At 64.5% G+C, this 23,724-nt stretch carries 23 protein-coding genes and 1 tRNA gene; 11 read left to right on the top strand and 13 right to left on the bottom strand.

The window, feature by feature from the left end; genetic code table 11:
• Positions 1 to 240: 240 nt before the first annotated feature.
• From B1C78_RS02155 to B1C78_RS02135, 5 genes are all read left to right on the top strand, one after another.
• Entirely contained in the window at positions 241 to 1,539 is a 1,299-nt protein-coding gene (locus tag B1C78_RS02155) for a citrate synthase (RefSeq protein ID WP_077277491.1), read from the top strand.
• Between the two features lie 48 nt (positions 1,540 to 1,587).
• Positions 1,588 to 1,791, top strand: a complete 204-nt coding sequence (locus B1C78_RS02150) for a YgaP family membrane protein (RefSeq protein ID WP_077277512.1) — start codon at positions 1,588 to 1,590, stop codon at positions 1,789 to 1,791.
• Between the two features lie 111 nt (positions 1,792 to 1,902).
• The gene (locus B1C78_RS02145; RefSeq protein ID WP_077277490.1) at positions 1,903 to 2,607 is read left to right on the top strand and encodes an MBL fold metallo-hydrolase; all 705 of its coding nucleotides are present in this window, start codon (positions 1,903 to 1,905) and stop codon (positions 2,605 to 2,607) included.
• A gap of 267 nt (positions 2,608 to 2,874) precedes the next feature.
• Complete coding sequence (locus B1C78_RS02140; protein WP_175628205.1) at positions 2,875 to 3,732, top strand: phosphate/phosphite/phosphonate ABC transporter substrate-binding protein; 858 nt, start codon at positions 2,875 to 2,877, stop codon at positions 3,730 to 3,732.
• A gap of 3 nt (positions 3,733 to 3,735) precedes the next feature.
• Positions 3,736 to 6,516, top strand: a complete 2,781-nt coding sequence (locus tag B1C78_RS02135; protein ID WP_077277488.1) for an EAL domain-containing protein — start codon at positions 3,736 to 3,738, stop codon at positions 6,514 to 6,516.
• A gap of 19 nt (positions 6,517 to 6,535) precedes the next feature.
• Here B1C78_RS02135 and B1C78_RS02130 read toward each other — a convergent pair whose 3' ends face one another.
• Both B1C78_RS02130 and B1C78_RS02125 read right to left on the bottom strand, forming a co-directional pair.
• Positions 6,536 to 7,231 carry an SOS response-associated peptidase gene (locus B1C78_RS02130; RefSeq protein WP_077277487.1) on the bottom strand — a complete coding sequence of 232 codons (696 nt, stop codon included), beginning with the start codon at positions 7,229 to 7,231 and terminating at the stop codon, positions 6,536 to 6,538.
• Between the two features lie 77 nt (positions 7,232 to 7,308).
• Positions 7,309 to 7,728 (bottom strand): hypothetical protein, encoded by a 420-nt coding sequence (locus B1C78_RS02125; protein ID WP_077277486.1) that lies wholly within the window; start codon positions 7,726 to 7,728, stop codon positions 7,309 to 7,311.
• 224 nt (positions 7,729 to 7,952) lie between these two features.
• Here B1C78_RS02125 and B1C78_RS02120 point away from each other — a divergent pair, with 224 nt between their 5' ends.
• Both B1C78_RS02120 and B1C78_RS02115 read left to right on the top strand, forming a co-directional pair.
• The gene (locus B1C78_RS02120) at positions 7,953 to 8,180 is read left to right on the top strand and encodes an AbrB/MazE/SpoVT family DNA-binding domain-containing protein (RefSeq protein ID WP_077277511.1); all 228 of its coding nucleotides are present in this window, start codon (positions 7,953 to 7,955) and stop codon (positions 8,178 to 8,180) included.
• On the top strand, positions 8,177 to 8,572 hold the full coding sequence (locus B1C78_RS02115) for a type II toxin-antitoxin system death-on-curing family toxin (protein ID WP_077277485.1): 396 nt from the start codon (positions 8,177 to 8,179) through the stop codon (positions 8,570 to 8,572). The genes B1C78_RS02120 and B1C78_RS02115 overlap by 4 nt, the downstream gene beginning before the upstream one ends.
• A gap of 243 nt (positions 8,573 to 8,815) precedes the next feature.
• Here the strand turns inward: B1C78_RS02115 and B1C78_RS02110 are convergent.
• A tRNA-Arg gene (locus tag B1C78_RS02110) sits at positions 8,816 to 8,889 on the bottom strand.
• Between the two features lie 223 nt (positions 8,890 to 9,112).
• Here B1C78_RS02110 and B1C78_RS02105 point away from each other — a divergent pair.
• The 3 genes from B1C78_RS02105 to B1C78_RS02095 all read left to right on the top strand — a co-directional run bounded on the left by B1C78_RS02105 (position 9,113) and on the right by B1C78_RS02095 (position 11,669).
• The gene (locus B1C78_RS02105) at positions 9,113 to 9,589 is read left to right on the top strand and encodes a c-type cytochrome (RefSeq protein ID WP_077277484.1); all 477 of its coding nucleotides are present in this window, start codon (positions 9,113 to 9,115) and stop codon (positions 9,587 to 9,589) included.
• Between the two features lie 252 nt (positions 9,590 to 9,841).
• Entirely contained in the window at positions 9,842 to 10,690 is an 849-nt protein-coding gene (locus B1C78_RS02100; RefSeq protein ID WP_245795275.1) for a cytochrome c, read from the top strand.
• Between the two features lie 76 nt (positions 10,691 to 10,766).
• Positions 10,767 to 11,669 carry a WD40/YVTN/BNR-like repeat-containing protein gene (locus B1C78_RS02095; RefSeq protein WP_077277482.1) on the top strand — a complete coding sequence of 301 codons (903 nt, stop codon included), beginning with the start codon at positions 10,767 to 10,769 and terminating at the stop codon, positions 11,667 to 11,669.
• A gap of 31 nt (positions 11,670 to 11,700) precedes the next feature.
• Here B1C78_RS02095 and B1C78_RS02090 read toward each other — a convergent pair whose 3' ends face one another.
• The 10 genes from B1C78_RS02090 to B1C78_RS02050 all read right to left on the bottom strand — a co-directional run bounded on the left by B1C78_RS02090 (position 11,701) and on the right by B1C78_RS02050 (position 23,106).
• Positions 11,701 to 12,291 carry a c-type cytochrome gene (locus B1C78_RS02090; protein ID WP_077277481.1) on the bottom strand — a complete coding sequence of 197 codons (591 nt, stop codon included), beginning with the start codon at positions 12,289 to 12,291 and terminating at the stop codon, positions 11,701 to 11,703.
• A 47-nt stretch (positions 12,292 to 12,338) separates the two neighbouring features.
• Positions 12,339 to 13,283 carry an aldo/keto reductase gene (locus B1C78_RS02085; protein ID WP_077277480.1) on the bottom strand — a complete coding sequence of 315 codons (945 nt, stop codon included), beginning with the start codon at positions 13,281 to 13,283 and terminating at the stop codon, positions 12,339 to 12,341.
• 5 nt (positions 13,284 to 13,288) lie between these two features.
• Positions 13,289 to 14,632 carry an NTP/NDP exchange transporter gene (locus B1C78_RS02080; RefSeq protein WP_077277479.1) on the bottom strand — a complete coding sequence of 448 codons (1,344 nt, stop codon included), beginning with the start codon at positions 14,630 to 14,632 and terminating at the stop codon, positions 13,289 to 13,291.
• Positions 14,633 to 14,785: 153 nt separating this feature from the next.
• The gene (locus B1C78_RS02075) at positions 14,786 to 15,604 is read right to left on the bottom strand and encodes a hypothetical protein (RefSeq protein WP_139349774.1); all 819 of its coding nucleotides are present in this window, start codon (positions 15,602 to 15,604) and stop codon (positions 14,786 to 14,788) included.
• A 71-nt stretch (positions 15,605 to 15,675) separates the two neighbouring features.
• A complete protein-coding gene (locus B1C78_RS02070; protein ID WP_077277477.1) occupies positions 15,676 to 16,605 on the bottom strand; it encodes a DUF3426 domain-containing protein in 930 nt (309 codons plus the stop codon).
• 56 nt (positions 16,606 to 16,661) lie between these two features.
• Complete coding sequence (locus tag B1C78_RS17310; protein WP_139349773.1) at positions 16,662 to 17,141, bottom strand: hypothetical protein; 480 nt, start codon at positions 17,139 to 17,141, stop codon at positions 16,662 to 16,664.
• A 125-nt stretch (positions 17,142 to 17,266) separates the two neighbouring features.
• Positions 17,267 to 19,453: a hypothetical protein gene (locus tag B1C78_RS02065; protein ID WP_139349772.1), complete on the bottom strand. Its 2,187-nt coding sequence runs from the start codon at positions 19,451 to 19,453 to the stop codon at positions 17,267 to 17,269.
• A gap of 499 nt (positions 19,454 to 19,952) precedes the next feature.
• Entirely contained in the window at positions 19,953 to 20,588 is a 636-nt protein-coding gene (locus tag B1C78_RS02060) for a hypothetical protein (protein ID WP_077277475.1), read from the bottom strand.
• Positions 20,589 to 20,616: 28 nt separating this feature from the next.
• Complete coding sequence (locus B1C78_RS02055; protein ID WP_077277510.1) at positions 20,617 to 21,243, bottom strand: bactofilin family protein; 627 nt, start codon at positions 21,241 to 21,243, stop codon at positions 20,617 to 20,619.
• Positions 21,244 to 21,474: 231 nt separating this feature from the next.
• Positions 21,475 to 23,106 carry a SagB/ThcOx family dehydrogenase gene (locus B1C78_RS02050; protein WP_077277474.1) on the bottom strand — a complete coding sequence of 544 codons (1,632 nt, stop codon included), beginning with the start codon at positions 23,104 to 23,106 and terminating at the stop codon, positions 21,475 to 21,477.
• A gap of 73 nt (positions 23,107 to 23,179) precedes the next feature.
• On the opposite strand from B1C78_RS02050, the gene B1C78_RS02045 reads away from it, so the two are divergent.
• Complete coding sequence (locus B1C78_RS02045; RefSeq protein WP_077277473.1) at positions 23,180 to 23,683, top strand: inorganic diphosphatase; 504 nt, start codon at positions 23,180 to 23,182, stop codon at positions 23,681 to 23,683.
• Positions 23,684 to 23,724 lie beyond the last annotated feature (41 nt).

Raw genomic sequence — 23,724 nt, 5'->3', positions numbered from 1 at the left:
GGTCGGGTCACGCCCGCCGCCTGGTCCAACACGACTCCTGACCGGTCCGGATGGAACTGCCACCGACGATGGCGAGCTTAATAATCACTATTAAGCAGACCCTATCGATATTCCCCACACAAGCGCCTAGGATCGGATTCAGACAATCTGGTATCCGGCAGGGTGGGGGCCCTTTGTGGTCTAATATTGCGTTCGGCCCGACCGGTTTCGATCCACCGACACACGACGAGGAACTCCCCCATGACATCCCGTACAGTCACGCTTACCGACAATGCCACGGGAAAGCAGGTCGAACTGCCTGTCCACGAGGGAACGCACGGCCCGGCCGCCCTGGACATCCGGGCCCTCTACAACGAATTGGGCTACTTCACCTACGATCCGGGCTTCATGTCCACCGCGAGCTGCTCGAGCGCCATCACCTACATTGACGGCGACGAGGGCGTGCTCATGTATCGGGGCTATCCCATCGAGCAGCTGGCCGAGCACAGCACCTACCTCGAGACCTGCTACCTGCTCTTCTACGGAGAACTCCCCACCTCGGAGCAGTTGAGCAACTTTTCCCGGATCATCAAGCGCCACTCCATGCTCCATGAAGCCATTCAGCGCTTCTATGGCGGTTTCCGCCACGACGCCCATCCCATGGCCATCATGGTGGGCGTGGTAGGCGCACTGTCGGCCTTCTACCATGACAATACCGATGTGCATAACCCGAGACACCGGGAGATTTCGGCACACCGGCTGATCTCCAAGATGCCCACGATCGCGGCATGGTCCTACAAGTACGCCATGGGGCAGCCGTTCCAGTACCCGGACAACAATCTGGGCTACACGGAAAACTTCCTGAAGATGATGTACGCCGTGCCCACGGAAGAGTACAGGCCCAACGCCACGTTTGTGCGCGCACTGGACCTGATCCTGATTCTGCACGCCGATCACGAACAGAACGCCTCCACCTCCACCGTGCGCCTGTCGGGAAGCTCAGAGGCCAATCCGTTTGCCGCCGTGTCCGCCGGCATCGCCTCACTGTGGGGCCCGCTGCACGGCGGCGCCAACGAGAAGGTCATCAGCATGCTGGAAGAGATTGTCGCCAGCGGCAACGACGTCAACCACTATGTCAGACGCGCCAAGGACAAGGACGATCCGTTCCGGCTCATGGGTTTCGGTCACCGCGTCTACAAGAACTATGATCCGCGTGCCAAGATCATCCGCACCATGTGCCATGAGCTCCTGGCGGAGATGGGCGCGGAAAACCAGCCGCTCTTTGAAGTGGCCCTGGAGCTGGAGCGCATCGCAACCGAGGACGAGTACTTCGTGGAACGCAAGCTCTACCCGAACGTGGACTTCTACTCGGGCATCATCCTGCGGGCCATGGGGATCCCCCTGAACATGTTCACCGTGATCTTCGCACTGGCCCGTACCGTCGGGTGGATCACCCACTGGAACGAGATGATAAACGATCCGGAATCGCGCATCGGGCGGCCGCGCCAGCTATACACGGGGAGCGCGCCCCGGGAGTACCGGCCTATTGAGAATCGGTGAGCGGAAAGGTATATTAGGGATTACTAATACTCAATGGAGACTGAGACCATGACCATCGACCGAATCGTCCTGGCGTTTGCCGGCACCGTCATCCTGCTGACCCTGGTCCTGTCCCAGGTGCACAGCATCCATTGGCTGTGGCTCACAGCCTTTGTGGGCTTCAACCTGCTGCAGTCCGCCTTCACGGGCTTCTGCCCTCTGGCGATGATCCTCAAGAAGATCGGCGTCACACCCGGCCACGCGTTCAGCTGAAGCCACCCTGACCAGCCCGGGGCCGTACTTCCGGCCCCCGGGTTCGGCGCAGACTCGCGGCAGCGGTGTCTGCTACCCTTTGCGCAAACATTGTGGCAAGGGGCCATCGTCATGAGCAATCCGACTCCCTACAGCATCCATGCCCTGGAACTGGGGCCCATGGAGAACTTCATCTACCTGATCCACGACCATGCCACGGACACGGCCGCCGTGGTGGATCCGGCCTGGGAGGTCCCCGAGATCAACGCCCTGGCGCAACGCCTCGGCGTGCGCATCACCGACGTCCTGCTCACCCACAGCCATCACGACCATATCAACGGCATCGACGAACTCCTGGACACCCACGATGCCCGCATTCACCTGCTCAAGCCGGAAGCGCAATTCTGGGGCCGCCAGCTGGCGCGCCCGCAACTTCATCACGGCGGGGATCGCATCCGGGTCGGCGAAACCGAGATCGAAGCCCTGCATACGCCCGGCCACACCCCGGGCTCCACGTGTTACCGCCTGGGCCGGGATCTGATCACGGGCGACACCCTGTTCGTGTTCGGTTGCGGGCGCTGCGACCTGAGCGGCGGTGATCCGGAGCAGATGTTCCAGACCCTCAAGGGACTGCGCGAGGGACTGCCTGAAGACACCGTCATCCACCCGGGCCACAACTACGCCGAGAAACCCACCTCCACGCTGAAGGAACAGGCCGAGGGCAACCCGTTCATGTGCTTCACCGAGGTGGACCGCTTCGTGCACTATCGCATGCACGAGCACGACCGCATCCGCGAGACACCATACCGGGCGATCCCCTGCGATCACGACCACTGATCACAGTGGTTTGTCCTCCTGCCCCGGACGATCCTGTCATTCATCAAGTTTTCCCCTCTGTCTGTCGGCTGTCGCCGTTGCCCCGAGGTGCTCGGCCAGCACCCGGTGGCATACTCAGCAATCAAGCAGATACATAAGAAACCATAGAGTCCGCCTGAACAGGGACGGCTCACCGAGGGGTATGCAATGCCGACTCAAGCGCACAGATTGACCGGGGGCTGCGCAGCCCCCTGGCTTTCCCTGTGTCAGGCGAATCGGGCCACAGCGATGCTCGCGATCCTGCTGGCCCTGGTCCTGGTGAGCGCCCCGGCCCAGGCCGGCACATCCGTTGTCGCTGACGATCGTGACGCACCCCTGCGGTTTGGACTATTGCCTTTCGGCAGTCCGGTTTTCCTGTTCAATCGCTTCGTCCCGCTGACCGATTATCTCGGCAGTCAACTGGACAGGACGTTTGCATTGGAAAGCGCACGAGACTTCGCCACCCATGTGCGGCGCATGGAGGCCGGCGCCTACGACCTGGTCCTCACCGCACCCCACTTCGTGCCGATTGCCCTCGATTCGGGGCATTACGAGGTGCTGGCCTCGCCGCGCCAGAATCTGGCCACCGCGTACCTGGTGGCGGAGGGTGATCCCGCCCGGGATCTCGCGGATCTGGCCGGAATACGCATTGCCACCCCGCCGCCCGAGGCCCTCATCACCATCGCGGGCAAGGAATACCTGCTGAGCCGGTTGCCACCAGAGGCCCCCGCCCCGGAATTCATCAGCTTCGCGAGTCACAACGCCGCGGTGCACGCCATCACCAGCGGACTGGCAGACGCCGCCATGGCCTCCAACAACATGGCCCGGCTGGAGATCAGCCAGAACCACCCGGTGCGTGTCCTCTCCGAGACGGACCCGCTGCCGGCGGTGGGCATCCTGGCGAACCGGCGCCTGCCCCCGGAGCTGCGCGACAGAATCACCGACGCCCTGATTGCCATGGCCGACAGGGCGGAGGACGACAATGTGCGCGCGCACATGGCCTATTACCCCGGCTACAAGGCGGCATCGGCCGCCGATTACGAACGCTTCCGGTCGATCCTCCCGGAGACACGCCGTCAGCTGACCCCGGCACAGGACACTCCCTGACCCATGCGCCTGCGATTCTCCCTGCAGCTCATCATCGGCGCGGTCCTGATCCAGATCGCCATGGTGTCCGTGCTCGTGTGGAACACGACGCGTGAGATCCAGAACAGTCATGCACAGCTCCTGGTGGGATCGGCGCAGCAGCAGAGCGTCCTGATGACGAGCGCCCTGGTGCCGGGCCTTGCCTACCGTGACCCGGTGGTACTGCAGGAGGTGCTCGGGCTGGTCGCCGGAGAACGCGACCTGCAGTATGTCGTGGTCACCGACGCGGCGGGCCACCGGCTGGCATGGGTGGGGACACCGCCGGACATACTCCATCACGGCGACGCACCAGTCGAGGTGGTTCCGGGGCGGGTCAGCATCAACCGCGATATCGAACTGGAGGGGCAGCGGCTCGGCGCCCTGCATGTGGCCTACGCCACCACATACGCTGACGCGCTCACCGAGGCCCTGGGTCGACGCAACGTGACCCTGGGCATGGTGGTGCTGTTTCTGTCCGTGCTTGCGGCCGTGACCTTCGCGTTGATGGTCACGGGCCGGCTGCGCCGCCTCAAGGAAGGGGCGCAGGCCATCCGGGCGGGCAACCTGGGCTATCGCATCCCCGCGGGCACCAATGACGAAGTGGGCGACGTGGCCCACAGCCTCAATGCCCTGGCCGCGGAACTGGACCAGTCACACTCGAGCCTGGAGCGGCAGAACCTGCAACTGAACCGTTCCGTGGACCGCCTGGAAACCCTGCTGCAGGGCGCGGAAGCGATCATCTGGGAGGCCGATCCCCAGACCGGCGAATGGCGATTTATGAGCGGCGATACCCACGCGATCCTTGGCATACCCGCCTCGCGCATGTACGACGCGCAATCCCGTGAGCGGCTCATACATCCGACGGACCTCCCGCACCTGCGTGAGGCCTGGCGCACCGCCACGGCCCATCCCCGTCCGGTTGACTATCGTTTCCGCCATGGAAGCGGAGAATGGATCTGGCTGCGGGACATCGTCTCCGCGGCCACAGACAGCGACAAGCGCCCGGTGCTTCGCGGCCTGACCCTGGACGTGACGGTGCATCGCAAAGCCGAGGCAGCCCTGAAGCAAAGCGAGGCGCGTTACCGGGAGGTGCTCGATCATATCTCCGAGGTGATCTTCCGCACGGACGGCGAAGGACGCTGGACCATGCTGAACCCGGCCTGGACGGAACTCACCGGGTTCACGGTGGAGGAGTCCCTGGGCCGACCCGTCTCGGAGTTCGTCCTTTCCGAGGACAAGCCATGTCTCGAGGCCTTCTGCGCCCCGGTGATCCAGGGACACATCCCGTTCGACCGCGAGGAAGTCCGAATTGTGACCCGCGATGGCGGTGCCCGATGGGTCAGTATCTACGCGAGAAGCAGTCTGGATGAGCATCAGCAGGTATCCGCCACCTTCGGTACCCTGGTGGACATCACCGAGCGAAAGGCGGCGGAAGAAGAGATCCGTCGGCTTGCCTTCTACGACAACCTGACTTCCCTGCCCAACCGCAGCCTGCTGCACGACCGGCTGAACCAGGCCATGGCCACCGCGCATCGCAACAAAGGGCACGGCGCCGTGCTGTTCATCGATCTGGACAACTTCAAGGACATCAACGACACCCTGGGCCACGAAGTGGGTGACGACCTGTTGCGCCAGGTGGCGAGGCGCATGCTCCGGACCATGCGCCAGACGGACACCCTGGCGCGCCTGGGCGGGGATGAATTCGTGGTGGTGCTCAACGACCTGCACCCGGATCCCCTGCGCGCCGCCACACAGGCCGAGGCCCTGGGCCGCAAGCTGATCGGCCTGCTTCAGGAACCCTTCCGGCTGGACAAGCGGGAGCGCCACTGCACGCCCAGCATCGGCGTGACCCTCTTCGGACAGGAGAACACCACCGTGGACGAACTCCTGCGCCAGGCCGACCTTGCCATGTATCGGGCAAAGGCCGCCGGGCGCAATACCCTGAGCTTTTTCGCTCCGGAGATGCATCGTGCCGCCGAAGAGCGCGCCGCGCTGGAGGCGGATTTCCGCAAGGCCCTGCGCGACCGTGACTTCTTCCTGCACTACCAGCCCTATGTGGACGACCAGGGTCAGGTGCGGGGCGCCGAGGCCCTGCTCCGCTGGCAGCACCCCGAACGTGGCAGGGTCTCGCCCATGGAATTCATCCCTGTGGCCGAACAGACCGGACTGATCACCGAGCTGGGCCACTGGGTACTGGAGTCCGTGTGTCGGGAACTGGCCGCCTGGGCCAAGAACCCGGACTGTGCCCAACTGGACCTGGCCGTCAACGTGAGCGCATACCAGTTCCGCCACCCGGATTTCGTCCGGGAACTCACCACAGTGCTCGAACAGACCGGAGCGCCTCCCGGCAAGCTGGTGCTCGAACTCACCGAGAGCCTGCTGCTGGACGACACCAAGGCGGTCATCGAACGCATGAACACGGTGCGGGAACTGGGTGTGTCTTTCGCCCTGGACGATTTCGGCACCGGTTACTCCTCGTTGTCGTATCTCAAGCGTCTGCCCCTGTCCAAGCTCAAGATCGACCAGTCATTCGTGCGAGACCTCCTGCTCGATCCCAACGATGCAGCCATCGCCGAGATGATCATCTCCCTGTCGAAGACTCTTGGACTGGAAGTGATCGCTGAGGGTGTGGAAACGCGGGAACAGCTGGATTTCCTCAGCGTTCGCGGCTGCCGGTGTTTCCAGGGCTACCTCTTCGGCCACCCGGTGCCGCTCGCTGACCTCGAGGATCTGATCCTCACAGGCCGCACAGGCACGGACGACTGACCCGCGGCGTCGAGCCGGACTACGAAGAAACCACAGGCCCCTCGGCATCATCCAGAGGCTGGACCAGCTCCGGCCCGTCATTGGCCGGGGAGTTGACCTTTCTGCTCACCGGCCAGGCTTCCATGCGTGCGGCGGGGAACGGCGTCAGCACCCCCCTTGCCGCGTGCTCTTCACCTTCAAGCCAGTGCGCACATTCCTCCGGCGTACGCATGGCAGGCATGCGCCCCTTGGCATGGATTTCCGCGACGAGCGGATTGGCCGGCAGCGTGATGATGGTGCAGGATTCAATCACCTCGCCGTCGCCACGTGTGGAGCGGTCCCAGAGCCCCAGCAAGCCGAAGGGCATGCCGCCGGCGACGCGAATGAACCAGGGCTGCTTGCCCTTTTCCAACTGCTTCCATTCATAGAAACCCAGCGCCGGAATCACGCAACGCTGCCCGCGCTTCCAGGGCCCCCTGTAGCTGGCTGCCTTCTCGATGGTTTCCACCCGGGCATTGATGGTGCTGTACCGGGGCACCTCGCCCTTCGCCCAAAAAGGAATCAGCCCCCAGCGCACCAACGCCCCTTCCCGCTCGCCGTCCACCGCGCGCACGATGGGTACCGCCTGGGAAGGCGCCACGTTGAACCCTGCCCAACCCTTACGCCAGCCGGAGCGCGTCAGCCCGAAGGCGCGCTCCATCTCGGCGTCTGTTTTCGATACAAAACGGCCGCACATGGCAGAGCCCTACCGCCGGACGAACGCGTGCATCCGAACCTCGCGCGAACGTCCGTCAGAGGACCGCGAGGGCATGTTCACATGCCTTCGGGATTACCGTCCTGCACGACAAACTCCGAGCCGTAACGTCGCGCATCCATGTCCCACAGTCGGTAGACCCCGTTCATACGTCGCACCTCGAAGCACTTGTGCATGCCGCGCCGGGTCTGCTCATACTGGTTGCAGAACCACCCCTCCTCACTGACCTCCCATCGGCCCGTGTCGGTGTTTCCGTCAAAGTTCCGGATGGTGAGCGTGCCGTCCTCGCGCAGGTAAATCTGAAAGGCGCGGTTCGGTTCATCGGCGAAGCGACGAAGAAGGGTCTCTGCATACATGGTATTTCCCGCCAACAGCACGTGGACCTCCGTGGCGTCCAGCACGGTGGGTTCCACGTCACCGGCCTGTACACCGCCCGCCCACATCACCACCACGAGCACCCATCCCGCACGAGCTGCCATCTTTCTGTACCTCCGGAGCGCAAAGAAAAGCCTGTATGGCTTCCCATGATACCCCGACACCGCGTCGGTTCATGGAGTGAAGGTAATGCCCCATCATGAAACGTCCTGATGCCGCCAGCCGAACGGGACGGGCGCGAAAGGGGAGCGCCCGGTGGGAGCCGTCTTGCCAAGGCGGTCATTCCATGATGTAGTTACATATGTGGTTACGTCATGAGGGCAAACCCGTGGTCGAACTCAAGATTGTCAAGGTCGGAAACTCTCTCGGCGTGCGCTTGCCGCGGGAGGTGGTCACTCGTCTGCATGTCGAGGACGGAGACAGGCTGATACTCACGGAGTCTCCGGAGGGCGGCTACCGCCTCACACCCTACGACCCCGAGTTCGAGGCCCAGATGAAGGTTGCGGAGGAAGGGATGCGGCGCTACCGGAACACGCTGAAAGCGCTCGCTGAATGAAGGAGCCGCGCTGGGTCACGGATTCCGTGGTCAGGGCAATCCACGAGCGGGTACTGGCTGACTATGGCGGCGAATCCGGTATTCGTGACCAAGGCCTGCTGGAATCGGCACTCGCCCGACCGCTCCAGCTTCATCATTATGAAACCCCGGACCTGCCGGAACTGGCCGCTGCCTACGCGGCAGGCATCATCCGAAACCACCCGTTCGTCGACGGCAACAAGCGGGTCGGTTTCTTGGCCGCCTATGTGTTCCTGGTCTGCAATGGCGTGACGATGAAGGCCGACGAGGCCTCCGCCGCGAGGGCAGTTTGGGACCTGGCCGCCGGCCAACTGTCAGAAGCACAGTTTGCTCGATGGCTCAGGGACAATACCGGACAGGACCGGAAGGATTGACTCGGGCCATCCTTGGCCCTCGCCCCTTCGGGGTATTGCGCCAGACGCAATGTCAGCTCGGCTGTCCTGCCGAGCTTATGACTCGGGCCATCCATGGCCCTCGCCCCTCCGGGGTATTGCGCCAGACGCAATGTCAGCTCGGCTGTCCTGCCGGATTAATCGAACAGTGGTTCGAACCAAGGCCTCCGGGCGCGCCATACACACAAAAGGCCCACCTTGAGGGCGGGCCTTTCACGAAGGCGGTGCGCCCGGAAGGATTCGAACCTCCGACCACCTGGTTCGTAGCCAGGTACTCTATCCAACTGAGCTACGGGCGCGTGAAAGCGGCGCATTATCCTTCCCCACCGGCTTTGCGTCAAGTGCACCCACCGGAGAACCAAATGCATCCCCTTGAGTCTACGAATCATGGGGTTAGAATGATGTCCATCAGCATACGGACATTCTTCGATCCCATCCGTCGGGGAGGGGCAACCGGCAACTGCGCCACCCACCTCCGGCAACCTGACCCATTTCAGGCTTCGTCAAGCAAGGAGGTATCCCATGCAGCAACCGGCTCGGCTGGTACGTGGAATGTGTTTCGGCATCGCGCTCACACTGGGACTGGGGCTCGGTGCAGCCGCCCAGGTGCATGCGTTCGAGGAGATTGAAGCGAAGATCGACTACCGCCAGGGTGCCATGCGTGCCATCGGCGGCAACATGGCCTCGCTGGCGGCCGTGATCGTTGACGGTGTGGAGGACTATCGCGACAACCTCGCGCTGCATGCCCGCTTCATCGTGGACATGTCCCGGGACATTCCAGGCCTGTTCCCCGAGGGTACCGACTTCGGTGAGACCAATGCCCTGCCCGCCATCTGGGAGAACTGGGAACGCTACGAGCAACTCTCTGAGGACACCCACCAGGCGGCCGTGCGCCTCCTTGAGGCCATTGAGGCAGGCGAGGCCAATCTGGGGCCGCGTTTCCGGGAAGTGGGCCAGTCCTGCACGGCCTGTCACGACGACTTCCGGCACCGCGACTGATCCCGACCGTGCGGGCCGTGGCCCGCACGTTTCATCAGGGATCGTGGTCTCCCGGTTCGCCTCGGGCTGTCGACTTGCGCAATACCGACAACTGCAGGTCGGCCTGAAGGCGGACCGGGAGACTTCACGACTCACGACAGGTCGGCCGCCCTATCCATCCGGCATCCCGCCGATATCCTCCCGATGGATGTATTTGTCCAACAGATCATAAAGTTGCACCGATGGGCCGCGCCGCTGCTGCTCTGTCTCCTGATGCTCTGGACGACGGCAGCGGCGGACAGTGCCGCGGACGATGATCTGGTCAAACGCGGCGAGTACACTCTGCGCGCCGCAGGCTGCGTCTCCTGTCACACCGCCAAGGAGGACGACGCCCCGTTTCTGGCCGGGGGACGGGCCATCGAAAGCCCCTTCGGCACATTCTACGGCGCCAACATCACCCCGGATCCCGAGACCGGGATCGGGGAGTGGAAGGTGGATGATCTGGAACGGGCCCTGCGGCACGGGCGCGGGCCGGACGGCCGGCATTACTACCCCGCCTTCCCGTATACGTCCTACACCCGCATGAAGCGCGAGGACGTCGAGGCCCTCTGGGCCTATCTGCAGACCGTGGAACCCGTACGACGGGAGAACCGGCCCCACGAACTGGTATGGTATGCCCGCTTTCGCCCCGGCCTGCGCTTCTGGAACGTCCTGCACCTGCGCCCCGGAGAATTCCAGCCACGGGAGTCGGAGACCGACGAGTGGAACCGCGGGGCATACCTGGCCAATGCCATGGCGCACTGCGCCGAGTGCCACACTCCCCGTACGCGCACCGGGGGCCTCGACCCGAACCGGCTGTTCGCCGGCCAGCGTCTGCCCGACGGCGAGGTGGTCCCCAATATCACGCCGGACCGCGAGACCGGCATCGGCCGCTGGAGCGGCCGGCACATCATGCGTTACCTGGACATGGGCATGGACCCGGAAGGCGATTTTGCCGGCAGTTCCATGGCCGACGTGATCAACGACGGCACCTCTTTCCTGACGGCGGAGGACCGCCGTGCCATCGCAGTCTACCTCATGTCCCTGGAACCGATTCGGCACGATCCGGGCAATCGCGACTGAGACACGCCGGCGGCTCAGCGACAATGCCGCGTATTGGGCCGCCTCCGGGATCACGAAGCACACGGGAGACCTGACCATGTTCAATACACATCGACCCGGCACCCTGGCGGCTGCCGCCCTGGCCTGTCTCATTGCCTCCAGCGGGCTTGGCGCAGACACCCGGGAAACCACCACCATCTCAGCGCTGGCGGAGCGCACGCACTTTCACGGCATTGCCGTCGCCCGCCATGACCCGTCGCTGATCTATCTCGCCACCCACCACGGCTTGTATGGAATGTCACCCGATGGCGGTGCCTGGCTGATCTCCGACCATGAAGATGACCTGATGGGATTCACGACCCACCCGCAGGCCGACAAGCTTCTGTTCGCCAGTGGTCACCCCGCCCAGGGAGGAAACCTCGGTTTCATCGTCTCGGACGATGCCGGACGGTCATGGGAGAAACGGGCGGACGGCGTGGACGGCCCGGTGGATTTCCACCAGATGGACGTCAGCAAGGCGGATCCCGACGTCATCTACGGGGTCTACCGCGGCCTGCAGCGCAGCACGGACGGCGGGCATTCCTGGGAAAGGGTCGGCCGCCAGCCCGACGGACTGATCTCACTGGCCGCTTCGGCACGGGATGTCAATACCGTCTACGCCGCCACACAACAGGGACTCTGGAAGAGTACGGACGCAGGACGATCCTGGACATCGCGAGCCCACCCTGAGCCCCGGCCAGTCAGCAAGGTGCATGTCACCGACGACGGGCAGATTCAAGCCTTCATTGTGGGCGTGGGCCTGGTGCGCGCTTCAGAGAACGATCTGGAATGGGAGATCATCAGCCGCGATTTCGGTCCCCGCGTGATCCTGCATATGGACGTGGACCCCGCGGATCCGGATCGGATGTACGCGGTGATGGTGGATACGCAGGCGAGGCAACAATCCATCTGGCGCACGCGTGACGGCGGTCGTAACTGGTCACGAGTGGGCGTCTCCTGACCGGCCGACACTTCGCCCGGCCACATCACTTTCAACCTGGCGGCTCAACGGCGTCGGGATGATCCGGGTGCGTCACCCAGGGCGCACCCATATGGGCCTCCCAGGCCTCCTGCGTCGGCAGGTTGTCGTCGTATTCGCGCCAGGCCTCGAAGATCTCCTTCGGCCATTTCGACTGCAGCCAGCCGATGATGGCCTCAATGTCCTCGTCAGTGAGGACGTCCTCGAAACTGGGCATCCGCCCACCCCGCGCCTCCGCCCCGTAACGAATCATGTCCTTGAGCTGCCAGAAGGGGTGGTGCCAGCTGTGCCCGCTGCCGTCCAGGGGCGGCGGTGGCCACGTGCCGTCCGGGAGGCGACGACGCCAGTTCTCCGCGCCCTGGCGCTCGGCGCCATGACACACCGCACAGTATTGGTGGTACAGGGACTCGCCGCGGCGCAGGACCTCGGGATCGGTGACGCGCTGCTGGTGTTCCGGAACCGCATCGCCACGACCGGGGATGCCGTCGCAGCCGACCAGCAGCCCCAACACCAGCAGCGCTCCGCAAAGAGCAACGAGCCCTACCAGGCGGGAATGCACCCATTGATCACGCGACGAGGTACGTCGGACGGACAAGTCAGACATCAGGGTTCATCAGATGGCCGGATTCAATTGAATCATGCGTCTTTCCGTCAAAGTGATTCGATATGCGCGACCATGCGCTTGAGGGCATCGGCGTCGGGCAACCCGCCATAGGCCGCGCCCATGTTGTCGATCATGTGGCGCGCGCGGCTGGTGGCCGGTGTCGCGGCAGTGATGGCAGGATGGGCCAGCACGAACTTGAGGAAGAACTGTGCCCAGGAGCGCGCTCCGAACTCGGCCGCCCACTCCGGGACATCGTGACCGCGCACGCGTTCCCACAGCCGCGTACGACCGAACGGCGCATACACCAGTACCCCGATGCCCCGGTCTTGGGCCAGCGGCAGGATGTCGTTCTCCTTCTCGCGATTGTCGATGGCGTAGTCGGTGCCGATGAAATCGATGGGCTCGCGGCGCATCACCTCGATGAGTCCAGGATACTGGTGGGGAAACGTCGTGGTCACGCCGATGTAGCGCACACGTCCCTCTTCCTTGAGTTCCTTCAGCAGGCCCAGCTGGGTGGGCACGTCACCCATGTTGTGCACCTGGATGAGATCGATGACGTCGGTGCCCAGGTGAAAGAACGACTCCTCCAGTTGCCCGCGTGCTGCCCCTGGGTCGACGCGGCCGCCATTGCGCCCGGCCACGTTCACCTTGGTGGCCCAAAAGACCCGGTCGGTAATGCCAAGTTCCTGGGCCAGCGTCCCGGCGACCTGCTCGGAGTCGCCGTAGGACGGCGCCGTGTCGAAGATCGTCCCGCCGTGTTCCAGCATGGCGCCCATCACCTCGCGCAGGGCCGAGATGTCCTCGCTGCGCGCCACCTGCGCGAAGGTGGCGGAGCTGCCGAGGCCGACTGCGGGCACCCGCTCGCCCGTGGAGGGTATGGCGCGGGTGATCAGCTCCCCGCGACGCGGTTCGGCCTTGAGCATGCCACCCGGAATGGCCAGGGAGACCCCGGCGGCCAGAGCAAGCTTCAGGTACTGGCGACGTGTGATCATCCTGCTTACCTCCTCTGTTCCACGGGTTCGAGTCCGGAAACGGTTCTGGGTTCCGCTGCGCCCTCAGCGAGCCTGCGCTGTGTGCGTCCCAGCCAGATGCCCAGCATCGCCCAGGCGATGGCCAGCGGCACCGCGACGCTCGCAAGCGCAGCGAGTCCCATGCCAAGGCGCCCCAGCAGGCCCTCTGCCTGGGCACCGGCCACGTCGCCGGCCCGATAGATGAATGTATCGATGAAGGCCTTCGACTTGTACTTGTCTTCCCGGCTCACGACGGTATAGAGCGTCTCCCGCGCCGGGCGCATGAGCGCCCGCTGCACCGCCCTGAACGTGGCCTCGAAGGCGATCAGCACCGCCAGTGAACCGACGATCGCCAGTCCGATGAACCCGAGTGACACGGTGACGGGCAGGAGGGCAAGCGTCAGAGGCACACCGAGGCGGCGCATCACGTGCCCGGCCACCACGGCCTGCATGAACAGCGTCGCCAGTTGCGTGATCAGATCGATACGCGCGAACCACGCGGTGCGAAAGTCCACGTCATCACCGAGTGCCGCCACCATCTGCAGGCGGGTGAAGTAGATGAACGTGGCCATGATGGCCAGAATCACCACGTACGCGGCGATGCCCAGCAGGTACCGGGACCGGAACACGGCCCGCAACCCTTCCCACGCGCTGCCGCCGATGATGGCGTGCTCGCTGACAGCCGGCGGTGCCTCGGGATCGTCCTCATCGGCGCCCTGGCGTCGTTCCGGCTGCAGACGGGCCACGATCCAGGCGGCCACGAGCGCCAGCATCAGGAACCCCGCCGAGACCAGAAGCAGTGCCGGTGTGCCGATGGGGTGTACCAGTACCGAGGCCAGCCAGGGCCCGAAGATTGCGCCGCAGGTCCCTCCGACCGCGATCATCCCGAAAAACCGCTTGCCCTGCTCCAGCGAAAAGCGATCCGCCATCAGCGCCCAGAACACCATGGTGACGAACAGGTTGAACACGCTGAACCACACGTAGAACACCTGCCCGCTGGTCACACCCACGGCCTCCGGCGCCATCACCATGAGCAGGTAGAAGCCGACCAGGCTCAACGCGAAGAAGGTGTAGGTGGCCGAGATGAAATGCAGGCGGCGGAAGCGGCTCACCAGCAGCCCGAATACCGGGTTCACCAGCAGCGTCACTACCGCGGTGCCCATAAACAGCCAGCGCACCGCCTCGATGCCCCGCTGCATGCCGAGGGCATCACGCGCGGGACGCAGCAGCATTAACGCGGTGAGAATACAGAAAAAGAACAGCGCCGCGAGAAGTACAGGGACCAGTTCATCGCGGCGCAGATTGAAGACACGCTGCAGGAGGGCGCTCATGCCTTCACAGCATGCGGGGTTCGGAAGTGCGTGTCCACTCGGATGGATCCACCGAACCCCGGCAACCGGGCACGGCGCCATCGACTGCCTTGCGCCGAAAGGGAAACGAGGCTGCAACCATGGAAACCTGCCATCCCTGGCATGGGATCCAGGTCAGAACGGCATCGTCAGGGCAAGAAACCCCGTGTTGCCCGCACCCACGTTCTCTCCGGCATAGGTATGGGACACGCCGGCGACGAGGGAGGCGGAATTGCCCATACGGTAGCTGGTCATCAACTGGGCGTCGTGGCGCGTGTAGCTTGGACCGGCCGTCAGCACGTCGTCGTTGTTGTCGTCGCTGCCCAGACCAAAGGTATTGGCTGAGCGCGCGATGAACGACCACGCACCGCCCGGGGACCAGCCGAAGAAGGCGTTCAGGGAGAGTTCGTCGTCGAGACCTTCAAAGCGCTTGCGGAATCCCGCTTCACCGCTGTAGAAGATCCGCCCGGCTCCGGCCGGCCGCCGGTTGCCATAGGCCAGCTTGACCTCGGCGTCCATCTGATCGCGGCCGAGTGCGGCCTCATGATCCTCGTCGGGATTGATGGGCACCTTGACCAGCCCCTGCACCGAGAAGGACGCCTGATCACGGCTCCACAGGCGCTTTCGCACGAGAAAGTCCGACTCGGCCAGGCCGGAGTTGGTGACGGTGCCGTTTGCCGTCTCAACGCTGACCTGCCTGTACTTGGGCTGCATACCAACCGTGATGGAATCGGTCATGCCGTATTCGATCAGCGGGCTGAACTCCACCATCTCGAAGCGCAGGCGATCCACACGGTTGCCGCTGTCATCGAAGGCCTCGTCGGCCACCGTATAGGACACGGGCGCGAGGATCAGGAAACTTCCCTGTGGCCGCGTCCAGGCCGAACCATGCACCACATGCGGCAGCAGGCCAAGACACAGCACACCCGCGCTGCAGAGTGTTGTTCTTTTCACAGCCTTGAAGATCATTGAAGCATTCTCCGTTCTGATTGATATGGAAGTGCCGATCCAGGGATCTGGCGTCATCAGCTGGCATCAAGGGAACTGAACGTGACGTGCACGTTGCGCGTCGTTGAGGGCGGATCGGGGACCTCTCCGCGGAACCGCGCGGAATCGCCGGGTTCCAGCTCGGCGGTGGCAGGATCGAAGCGCCAGCGCTTCAGGACCTCACCGTCACCGGAACGCAGCTGGGCCTCGAGGGTCGGCACTCGCCGCTTGCGCTCGGAGGTATTGATGACCACACCCTGGACGACGAGCCTTCGCTGCCCCGCCACGTCGCGCATCTCAGGTTCCACCAAGTGAATCCTGAGCCACCGGGAAGCAAGCGCCTGCTCCTGTTGTGCGCAGGGCCGGTAACGCGTGTCCTCGCCGAGATAGCGATCAACACAATGGGTCGCGGAGTACTGGCGCCTGTCCACGGAGTTCCAGTCGACACCGAGCCGCGCACTTAGCGTGTTGCTGCGAGTACGAAGCTGCAGTGAGTAGAGGCCACGCTCCAGCCGATCATCCGGAATGACGCGCACGACACCGGCTTCCCCATCCATGGTTTCGACGGTGAACGGCACGCGCAGTGAGTCCACCTCGGTCACGGCCCAGCTACTGCCGTCCACGGGGCCGATGTCGCCCTCGCGGGTGATCTCGCTCCTGACCCAGGCCACCCTGCGCAGCTGAATCATTTCCTTGAGGGAATCGGCATCTCCTCGCGCTTCCGGATGCCGGATCACGAACTCGGTGCCCGGTGAGAGATTGGATCGGACTTCCCAGGTCTCCATTTCCCATTCCCGGTCGCCGTCCAGTCGCTGCAGGTCGCCACCGTGAGTGGCATAAAGACCATGTTCATCGGGGGGTGCGTCCCTACCGCCGCCGAAACCGATCCAGGCACACCCCGACAGGGTTGTCATGAGTACGATTGCAGCGGCTGCGCGCAGCAATCGGTCCGCGTTTGTGTACATCATTGTTGCGGTCCTCCATCAATGTGGATGCAAAGTCGGGCATGGCTGGCGAGCGCCGGTCACCGCTCGTCGCGCGGCCCTGCCGTCGCGCTCGAACTGGAGCTCGCTTCTGCACGGCAGTCCTCACCCTTCTTGTGTGCGGAATCCCTGTCCGAGTCGTGGACGTACTCATCCCCCGATCGGGCCTTTGCGGATGAGGACGATTCGGCACGACAATCCCCCTTGCCGGAACTGTCCGTTGAAGCCGACGCGCTTGCACTGGCGCTGGCACTCGCGCTTGCGTCAGAATCTCCACGCGCATTTGCGCTGGCTGTGGCGCGAGCGCTGGCACTTGCTCGTGAACCCGACGTGGCGCCGGCATTGGCGCTTGAGCCGGACGATCCGGCTCGCGGGTCGTCACGTGAGTTCTGGTTGCTCGCCATGATGGTTTCTCCTTTCAGTTCGTCTGCACCTGCGGTCTGCGACAGGGCCAGGAGCCCGGGCAACGCGAAGACGCCGAACAGAACCGCGATCATCAGAATCGATATACGCTCAAACATGTCCACCTCTCGCATTCAGTCGTTGGATCAGTCCCTTCGAATGGGATTGACCGGAGGGCCGACACGCATGCGCCGACCCTCCGGTCACGGTCCATCCGCTGGACACCCTCATCCAGTCATGGGGATCACTGGATAGAGGCCGTGGCCGCATCGGGCTCATCGGCCGGCTCGATCACCACACGGGCGGCGGCTTCCGCCTGGGCCCTGGCAATCAACGCGGCCTCCACGGCCGCCTCGGCCGCTGCCTCGGCTTCCGCCGTACCCTGGCCGTTGGCCAGTGCATAGGCTTCAGCTGCGGCCTCGGCCGCCGCCTCGGCGGCCATCTCGGCACGCGCCGTGGCTTCAGCGGCGGCCTCTGCAGTCGCCGCCGTCTCGGCGTCGACCGTCGCTTCGGCAGCCGCACTTGCGTAGGCCTCTGCATCACCCACCGCCTTGGCCATGGACCTGGCCATCGCGCTCGAGGACGTATTCCCCGGCGTGTTCAAGGTCTGAGCCCTGGCCATGGAATGCGCCATGGCGTTTCCCTCACCCGGGGCATTGGCCATGCTGTGGCTCCGGGCGAGACTCATGGTCATGTGCGGTGTCTCCACCGTCCTGGACCAGGACCGGGAATGGGCGATCACGAAGCCGTCGGCCGTTTCACTCGCCACCTGGGCATGGCTGGCCGCTTCCGCGGCCGCCTCGGCGGCAGCCTGAGCCTCGGCGGAACCATCTGCGCTAGCAGCCTCGGCCGCTGCCTCGGCAGCGGCCTGAGCATTGGCCGCAGCCTCACCCGCCTGGGCGACGCCGGCCTGGGCCTCGGCCGCAGAGCTGGCCCGGGCCACCGACTGCGCCGCCTCGGCGGCGTTACGGGAGGCCGAAGCGGCAGCCTCGACTGAGGTGGACACCGCAGCATTCACGGAGCCATCGGCGGCGATGCCGAACGCGGCCGCGGCCGCGGACGAAGCGGCAGTGGCGGCCTGGTTCAGACCGGACGCGTCAACCGAACCGGCCTGGGCCATGCCCATGGACTGGGCCAGTGCCATACCACCCTGCTCGTTGGCTACGGACGAGGCACTGGCGCCGGCCTGGGACGAGCTGCTGGCCGATCCGGAATCAGCGATTTCCGCGCTGGCACCCACCTCGGTGGTCGAGGAGGCGTCAGCACCGATCCCGCCGCTCTCGGCGCCGGACATGCCAGTCGCGGAAGCGGAGGTGGTGGCGCTGCCGGTGTCGGCACTGACATCGGCGTCGGCACCGCTGGTCGCCGTACCGCTGACCACGCCCTCGGGGCTGGTTTCCACACCGGCAGAGGCGTGGGCACCGGCGCTCACCGAGACGGGCTCACCGGAATCGCTGCTGCCAAAGGCACTGCCGCTTGCGGTGGAACCCACCGTGCTGTCGTTGCTCACGCCCTCGGAGCCGGCACCATCGACACCGGCGGTCGCATCACCATCGACGCTTGTGTCGGCACCACTGTCTCCACTGGCGATACCGTCGGCACCGGCCGAGGCGTCACCGGAGGAAGCACCGGCATTGGCAGACGCGCTGCTGTCGACGCTGGCGCTGCCTTCAGCGCCGGAATCGATGGTGCTCGAAGCACTGGCCGAAGCATCGGCCTCGGCGGAAGCACCGGATGTGCCACTGCTCGCCTCTGCGCCGGCAGACGCATCGGCAGAGGCGCTGCCGCCATCATCTCCGATACTGGCACCGGCAGAGGCATCGGCACTGGCGGACGCACTGCCGTCACCACCGGAGGTGGCACTGGCAGAGGCATCAGCGCTGGCGGACGCACTGCCGTCACTGCCCGAAGTGGCGGTGGCGGAAGCGCTTGAGCTGGCAGACGCACTGGCACCGTCGGCACTCGAAGTGGCGCCGGCAGACGCTTCAGCACCGGCCGCTGCATCACTTCCGGCTGCCTCGGCACCCGCTGCCGCATCGGCTCCAGCAGACGCATCGGCGCCCGCGTCAGCCCCGCTGGCGGCATTGGCGCCCGAAGCTGCCTCCGCACCGGTCGCTGCATTGGCGCCGGACGCCGCGTCAGCGGCGCTGCCCGCATTGGCACCGGAGGCCGCATCGGCACCGGTGGTGGCGTTGGCACCTGCCGCAGCATCAGCCGCCGTTCCGGCATTTGCGCCGGAGGCGGCCTCGGCGCCGGTTGCCGCGTTTGCACCCGAGTTCACGCCGGTGTCGGCCTGGGCCAGCACCATGTGCGAGGCGTGCAGCTGCGGCTCCTCCGGGGCGAACTGGGCCATGCCCTGTCCACCGACCAGCATCAGGGCCAGCGCACTCGTGGCCCCGATCAAAGGTCGTTTACCTTTCCTGATCAACATGACTTACCCTCCTCAAACGTTTGCTCTTGTGACGGGACCGGACGTCGGCCCCGTGGCGTTGCGCGGTGGATGCCCGTTCCCGGACATCACGGCCGCGCTGTGACCACCCCCTGCTCGGCGCCGGCGGGCAAACGAAGCACGCGCCGGCGACTCGCAAGGCAGGGCACTGCATGCCCGGTCGTCCTCGACGAGTCACACGCCACAAGGGGGCAAGATGGATGCCAGCCGGATCAGGACGGCGAAAAAATGCAGTTAATGCATTGTTTATCAATGCATTTCTGTGGGTTCATGAGAGTGGGGAAGCGGGCCGGACGGGCGGCGAAGGTGTCACCGGCTGACTACAGGTGCAACCGGGAAAGCCCCATGAATGCTTGCTCCACGGGCTGTCACCTGCTAGCAACAGGTGGTATGGAGAAGCCGTTAACTATCTAATTTTAAGCGGGTTTATGGTGTTGCTTGTCAGCAACAATTCGGGTTGAACAGGCAGGCAGACCGTTTTCTAACGTCGGAACAGGCACTCCTGCATGCCGTCACGCAACAGCATGGCGCGGATCATGCGGAAATCGGGCATCAGGCGTTGCAGGTTCCCCGCGGCCTGGTTGCGTACATCCCGAGTAGCCTCGTCAGGACGCGTCAGTGTGCGCAACCAGCCGTGGCGGCAGATCACCAGCGCCCGGGGATTCTCCGGCAAGGCTTTCACGCCATAGGCCACAAACCCGTGCACCAGTGCGCCTGCCGGGAGCAGGTCGGCGAGCCGCGCCATGAACGCACTGATCACCCTGGGCTGGAGGTAGTTCAGAAGATCCCAGGCCAGCACGACCCGCGCGCCACCGACGAGTTCTTCCGTCAGCAGCTCATTGAGCCGGAGCGCCAGGATGTCCTCGTCGTCGACTTCATCAAGCGCACGGAGATCCTGTTCGATGGCCGCCACGGCAAACCGCACGCGCAGACCACTGAAGAAATCCACGGTCTCCCCGTGCGCATTCCCCAGGTCGAGCACCTCCATCCGCTCGCCATCCAGCAACGGCTGCAGGGCCTGCTCCAGAAGCTTCGCGTGGAAGGCATCCGTTGACGCGGCAACGCCGCCGGTACCAGGCCCGGCGGCGCTCCCTGTGTTGACGGTCACCGCGGACACGGTACGTCAGTCATGCGGCAACCGATGTTCAACCCGCCCCGCTGCCGGCCTTGCCGGCGGACGCCGCTTCGGCTGTCTTGTCACCGGAAGCGGAAGACGTCGAGGCGGCGGTTGAGGTTTCCGGACGGGATGATGCACTGGCAGTGCCTGTCGTGCTGGCGGTACCTGCGGACTTGGCCTTGCGTGTGCCCATGGCCTGCTCCACCACTTCGGCATCCATCTCGATGGCGCCCTTGAAGCGCGCGCCTTCCTCCAGGCTCACGCGCGGCGAGGTGACATTGCCGCGAATGTTCGCGGACTTCCTGATGACCACCTTTTCCTCTCCGTAGAGATCACCTTCGACCGTCCCGTCCACCACGACGGTGTGTGCGTAGATGTCGGCACTGATCTGACCATTGGAGCCCACGGTCAGGCTGTGGCCGTGAAGCTTCACCGTACCGGTCACCCGGCCTTCGATGATCAGGTCCTCTTCACCGCGAAGCGTTCCTTCCACGTGAATGGACGGACCGATGATGGCGGCATCGCGACTGCGACCAACGCCTTGCGACGGCAGCCCCCCCTGCCTGGGCATGTCGACCTTGCGGAGGAAATCCTCCTCTTCGTTCTGCTCCTTCTGTGTGCCCGAACTGCGTTTACCGAGATCAAACATGGACATGAAACTCTCCTCCAGGAACGGTAACGGCCGCATCCCATCATGCAACCGATGCCTCATCCTACCCTTGTCCGCCGGCCGCGGCATACAGGACGCCGTCAGCCCCGGTCATCCGGACTTCAAATGAGTGATGGAGTCGACAAAATCACCCCCAACACAGGTCACGTGGTCCTCATGTGCTTGCGCACCACGAAGGCGAAGCAAATCCGCCACCCGGGATGGTAGTCATTATCATCACCCATCTCCACCTCCGCCCTTGAGATGCGCATAGGGCGGCAGCGTCGTGAGCCGGGTATCCTCCACATGCCCGCCCACCGTGAAGTGGTAGATCGTCTGCCAGGCATCGTCCTGCAGGCCAAGCAGTCGGTGCATCTCGTCATCGAAAAAGCAGCCGATGCCCGTCGAGCGGACACCGGCGGCCTCCGCTTCCAGATACAAAACCTGACCCAGCACGCCCGCCTCCCAGTGCAACCGGCGATACCACCACGGCGCCTCATCGATCGAATCGCGAAATTGCGCGATCATGCCCACGGCGAATGCCGAGTCGGCGGCAATATCCTGATGACAGCAGATCAGTTGCGCGCTGTCACGAACATCGAGCGGTGCCAGCATCCGCAACGGAATGTGCGCCGGGCATCCGGGCACCGCCTGCCACAGCCACTCTTCGCGCATGGCATCGCGCAAAGGCTCCAGTGCATCGTCATGTCGTATCAGCACGTACACACCCGGTTCCAATCCATCCACACGGTGCAGGAAAAATACGGGATGCACACGTGGCGCCCACGACAACATATCCCACGGGGGGATGCCGCCGCGCGGCAGCAGAGTATCCAGCATACGAAAGAACACATCGGCAGATATGCTGGTCACACCATCGAAGGCCACGGCACTTCTACGCTGACGAATGAGGTTCGCCGCATGTACCTCGCTTTGCACCGGCATCAATGGCGGCTGTTCCAGTGACTGCCACCGCGAATCGCTTCCAGGCTCGAGCTTGAGGGCCGCCGCCTCCGCCGCGACGATCTGCGGCCAGTGCACATGGGTCGGGCTGAGCCGGTTCGCGCCGCCATGCCAGCGGGCGCCGGTCAACAAAGGCAGGATCGCCCCGTCACTGACCTGCACGTCCTCGGGTCCGACCCACAACACGGCGTCCGGCGCCTCGTGTTCCGCATCCCCGAAATCGGCGCCGCGGTCCAATCCGAGCAGTTCGGCCAGCGAATCGTCATCCCACTCCCCCAGCAGACGCGCACCCCAGCCCAGCGCCGCGGCCGCATATCGGACCGCCGCCAGGGCATGGCCGGCGTCGTGCTGACAATACCGGTAGGCGCGCGCGCCGTACTTCCATGCCTCGCGCCAGTGGATGGAGCTCAGCCCGACCAGCACGCCTCCGGCCGGAAACCCTTCCGACCACGCCGGTTCCCCGGGCTGTGCACGCAGCTCCAGCGCGTGCGTCTCGCTGAGGTAGTGCCAGACACCGCCGTCCAGCCCGGGCAGTTGCGGACAGACCACGTAACCTTCGGTCGGGTGCAGGTTGCCGCTGGATGGATTGCAGCGCAGCGCCCAGCTGTGCCCGCGGTAGGACTTCCAGGCCGAAAGACCAAGCGACAACTCCAGCAGGATGGCTACGTGTTCGATGTCCACCGGGCAGGCCGGAACGGTCCCTAGACGATAGAGATCGTCGTAAGCTGTCTCCAGACGATTCGCCGCCAGCGGCAAACGCACCACAGGGGCATCGTGAAAGCGTCGAAACGGATCGGGCTGGTTCACCCAGTCCAGGCGCCCGGGGCCGGGCGCATAGTGGTTGGGACGATGCTTGGTGACCTCGTGATAAGCCCGTGTGTTCGCTCTGGGGTCATCGATGGACATGGTGAGGCATTCTAACGGGCCGGTGCGTGTACACTGAAGTACGTGCAACCGTTTACGACGTCGGAAGATCCCTGTGCAACCAGGATCGGATAGGAAACTGAAGCCCCGCGAAACGCTGCCGCAGGTGCGCGTGCGCATCGAGGTGCCCCGCTGGAGCTTCCTCAAGCGCGGAAGCTCCGGCGAGGTGGATTTCATCTCTCCGCTGCCCTGCCCGCTGAACTATGGATGCGTGCCCGATTACATCGGCCTGGAGGGGGATCTCCTGGACGCCGTCGTGCTCGGCCCTCGCCTGCCCCTGGGCAGCGAACTGCTGGTGCACGCCTATGCATCCATCTCGCTGACCGATCGCGGCATGACCGACGACAAGCTCATCTGCGCCACCCGCCCGCCCACCGAGTCAGAACTTCGGGGCGTGCATCGCTTCTTCCGTTTCTATGCCCGTTGCAAGGCACTGCTCAACCGGTATCGCGGCCGACCGGGCAGAAACGCCTGTGACGGCTGGGACGACCCCCGCGCCGCCATCGCCCGCGCACGCCCCCGAGGATCCGACTGGGGCCCGCCGACAGTGCCTTTCTAGTTGGATTACCCCAACAGTTTCTTCACAGGTAAAGCGTATGA

Origin of the sequence: Thioalkalivibrio denitrificans (assembly GCF_002000365.1) — a bacterium.
GTDB lineage: Bacteria > Pseudomonadota > Gammaproteobacteria > Ectothiorhodospirales > Ectothiorhodospiraceae > Thioalkalivibrio_A > Thioalkalivibrio_A denitrificans.
Note: the sequence above shows the minus strand (reverse complement) of the source record. Positions and strands in the feature narration are given on the sequence as shown.

What these genes read in the sequence shown, in the direction of transcription:
- B1C78_RS02155 (WP_077277491.1), top strand. Translation starts at nt 241, where the DNA reads ATGACATCCCGTACAGTCACGCTTACCGACAATGCCACGGGAAAGCAG.
- B1C78_RS02150 (WP_077277512.1), top strand. Translation starts at nt 1,588, where the DNA reads ATGACCATCGACCGAATCGTCCTGGCGTTTGCCGGCACCGTCATCCTG.
- B1C78_RS02145 (WP_077277490.1), top strand. Translation starts at nt 1,903, where the DNA reads ATGAGCAATCCGACTCCCTACAGCATCCATGCCCTGGAACTGGGGCCC.
- B1C78_RS02140 (WP_175628205.1), top strand. Translation starts at nt 2,875, where the DNA reads ATGCTCGCGATCCTGCTGGCCCTGGTCCTGGTGAGCGCCCCGGCCCAG.
- B1C78_RS02135 (WP_077277488.1), top strand. Translation starts at nt 3,736, where the DNA reads ATGCGCCTGCGATTCTCCCTGCAGCTCATCATCGGCGCGGTCCTGATC.
- B1C78_RS02130 (WP_077277487.1), bottom strand. Translation starts at nt 7,231, where the DNA reads ATGTGCGGCCGTTTTGTATCGAAAACAGACGCCGAGATGGAGCGCGCC.
- B1C78_RS02125 (WP_077277486.1), bottom strand. Translation starts at nt 7,728, where the DNA reads ATGGCAGCTCGTGCGGGATGGGTGCTCGTGGTGGTGATGTGGGCGGGC.
- B1C78_RS02115 (WP_077277485.1), top strand. Translation starts at nt 8,177, where the DNA reads ATGAAGGAGCCGCGCTGGGTCACGGATTCCGTGGTCAGGGCAATCCAC.
- B1C78_RS02105 (WP_077277484.1), top strand. Translation starts at nt 9,113, where the DNA reads ATGCAGCAACCGGCTCGGCTGGTACGTGGAATGTGTTTCGGCATCGCG.
- B1C78_RS02100 (WP_245795275.1), top strand. Translation starts at nt 9,842, where the DNA reads ATGCTCTGGACGACGGCAGCGGCGGACAGTGCCGCGGACGATGATCTG.
- B1C78_RS02095 (WP_077277482.1), top strand. Translation starts at nt 10,767, where the DNA reads ATGTTCAATACACATCGACCCGGCACCCTGGCGGCTGCCGCCCTGGCC.
- B1C78_RS02090 (WP_077277481.1), bottom strand. Translation starts at nt 12,291, where the DNA reads ATGTCTGACTTGTCCGTCCGACGTACCTCGTCGCGTGATCAATGGGTG.
- B1C78_RS02085 (WP_077277480.1), bottom strand. Translation starts at nt 13,283, where the DNA reads ATGATCACACGTCGCCAGTACCTGAAGCTTGCTCTGGCCGCCGGGGTC.
- B1C78_RS02080 (WP_077277479.1), bottom strand. Translation starts at nt 14,632, where the DNA reads ATGAGCGCCCTCCTGCAGCGTGTCTTCAATCTGCGCCGCGATGAACTG.
- B1C78_RS02070 (WP_077277477.1), bottom strand. Translation starts at nt 16,605, where the DNA reads ATGATGTACACAAACGCGGACCGATTGCTGCGCGCAGCCGCTGCAATC.
- B1C78_RS17310 (WP_139349773.1), bottom strand. Translation starts at nt 17,141, where the DNA reads ATGTTTGAGCGTATATCGATTCTGATGATCGCGGTTCTGTTCGGCGTC.
- B1C78_RS02065 (WP_139349772.1), bottom strand. Translation starts at nt 19,453, where the DNA reads ATGTTGATCAGGAAAGGTAAACGACCTTTGATCGGGGCCACGAGTGCG.
- B1C78_RS02055 (WP_077277510.1), bottom strand. Translation starts at nt 21,243, where the DNA reads ATGTCCATGTTTGATCTCGGTAAACGCAGTTCGGGCACACAGAAGGAG.
- B1C78_RS02050 (WP_077277474.1), bottom strand. Translation starts at nt 23,106, where the DNA reads ATGTCCATCGATGACCCCAGAGCGAACACACGGGCTTATCACGAGGTC.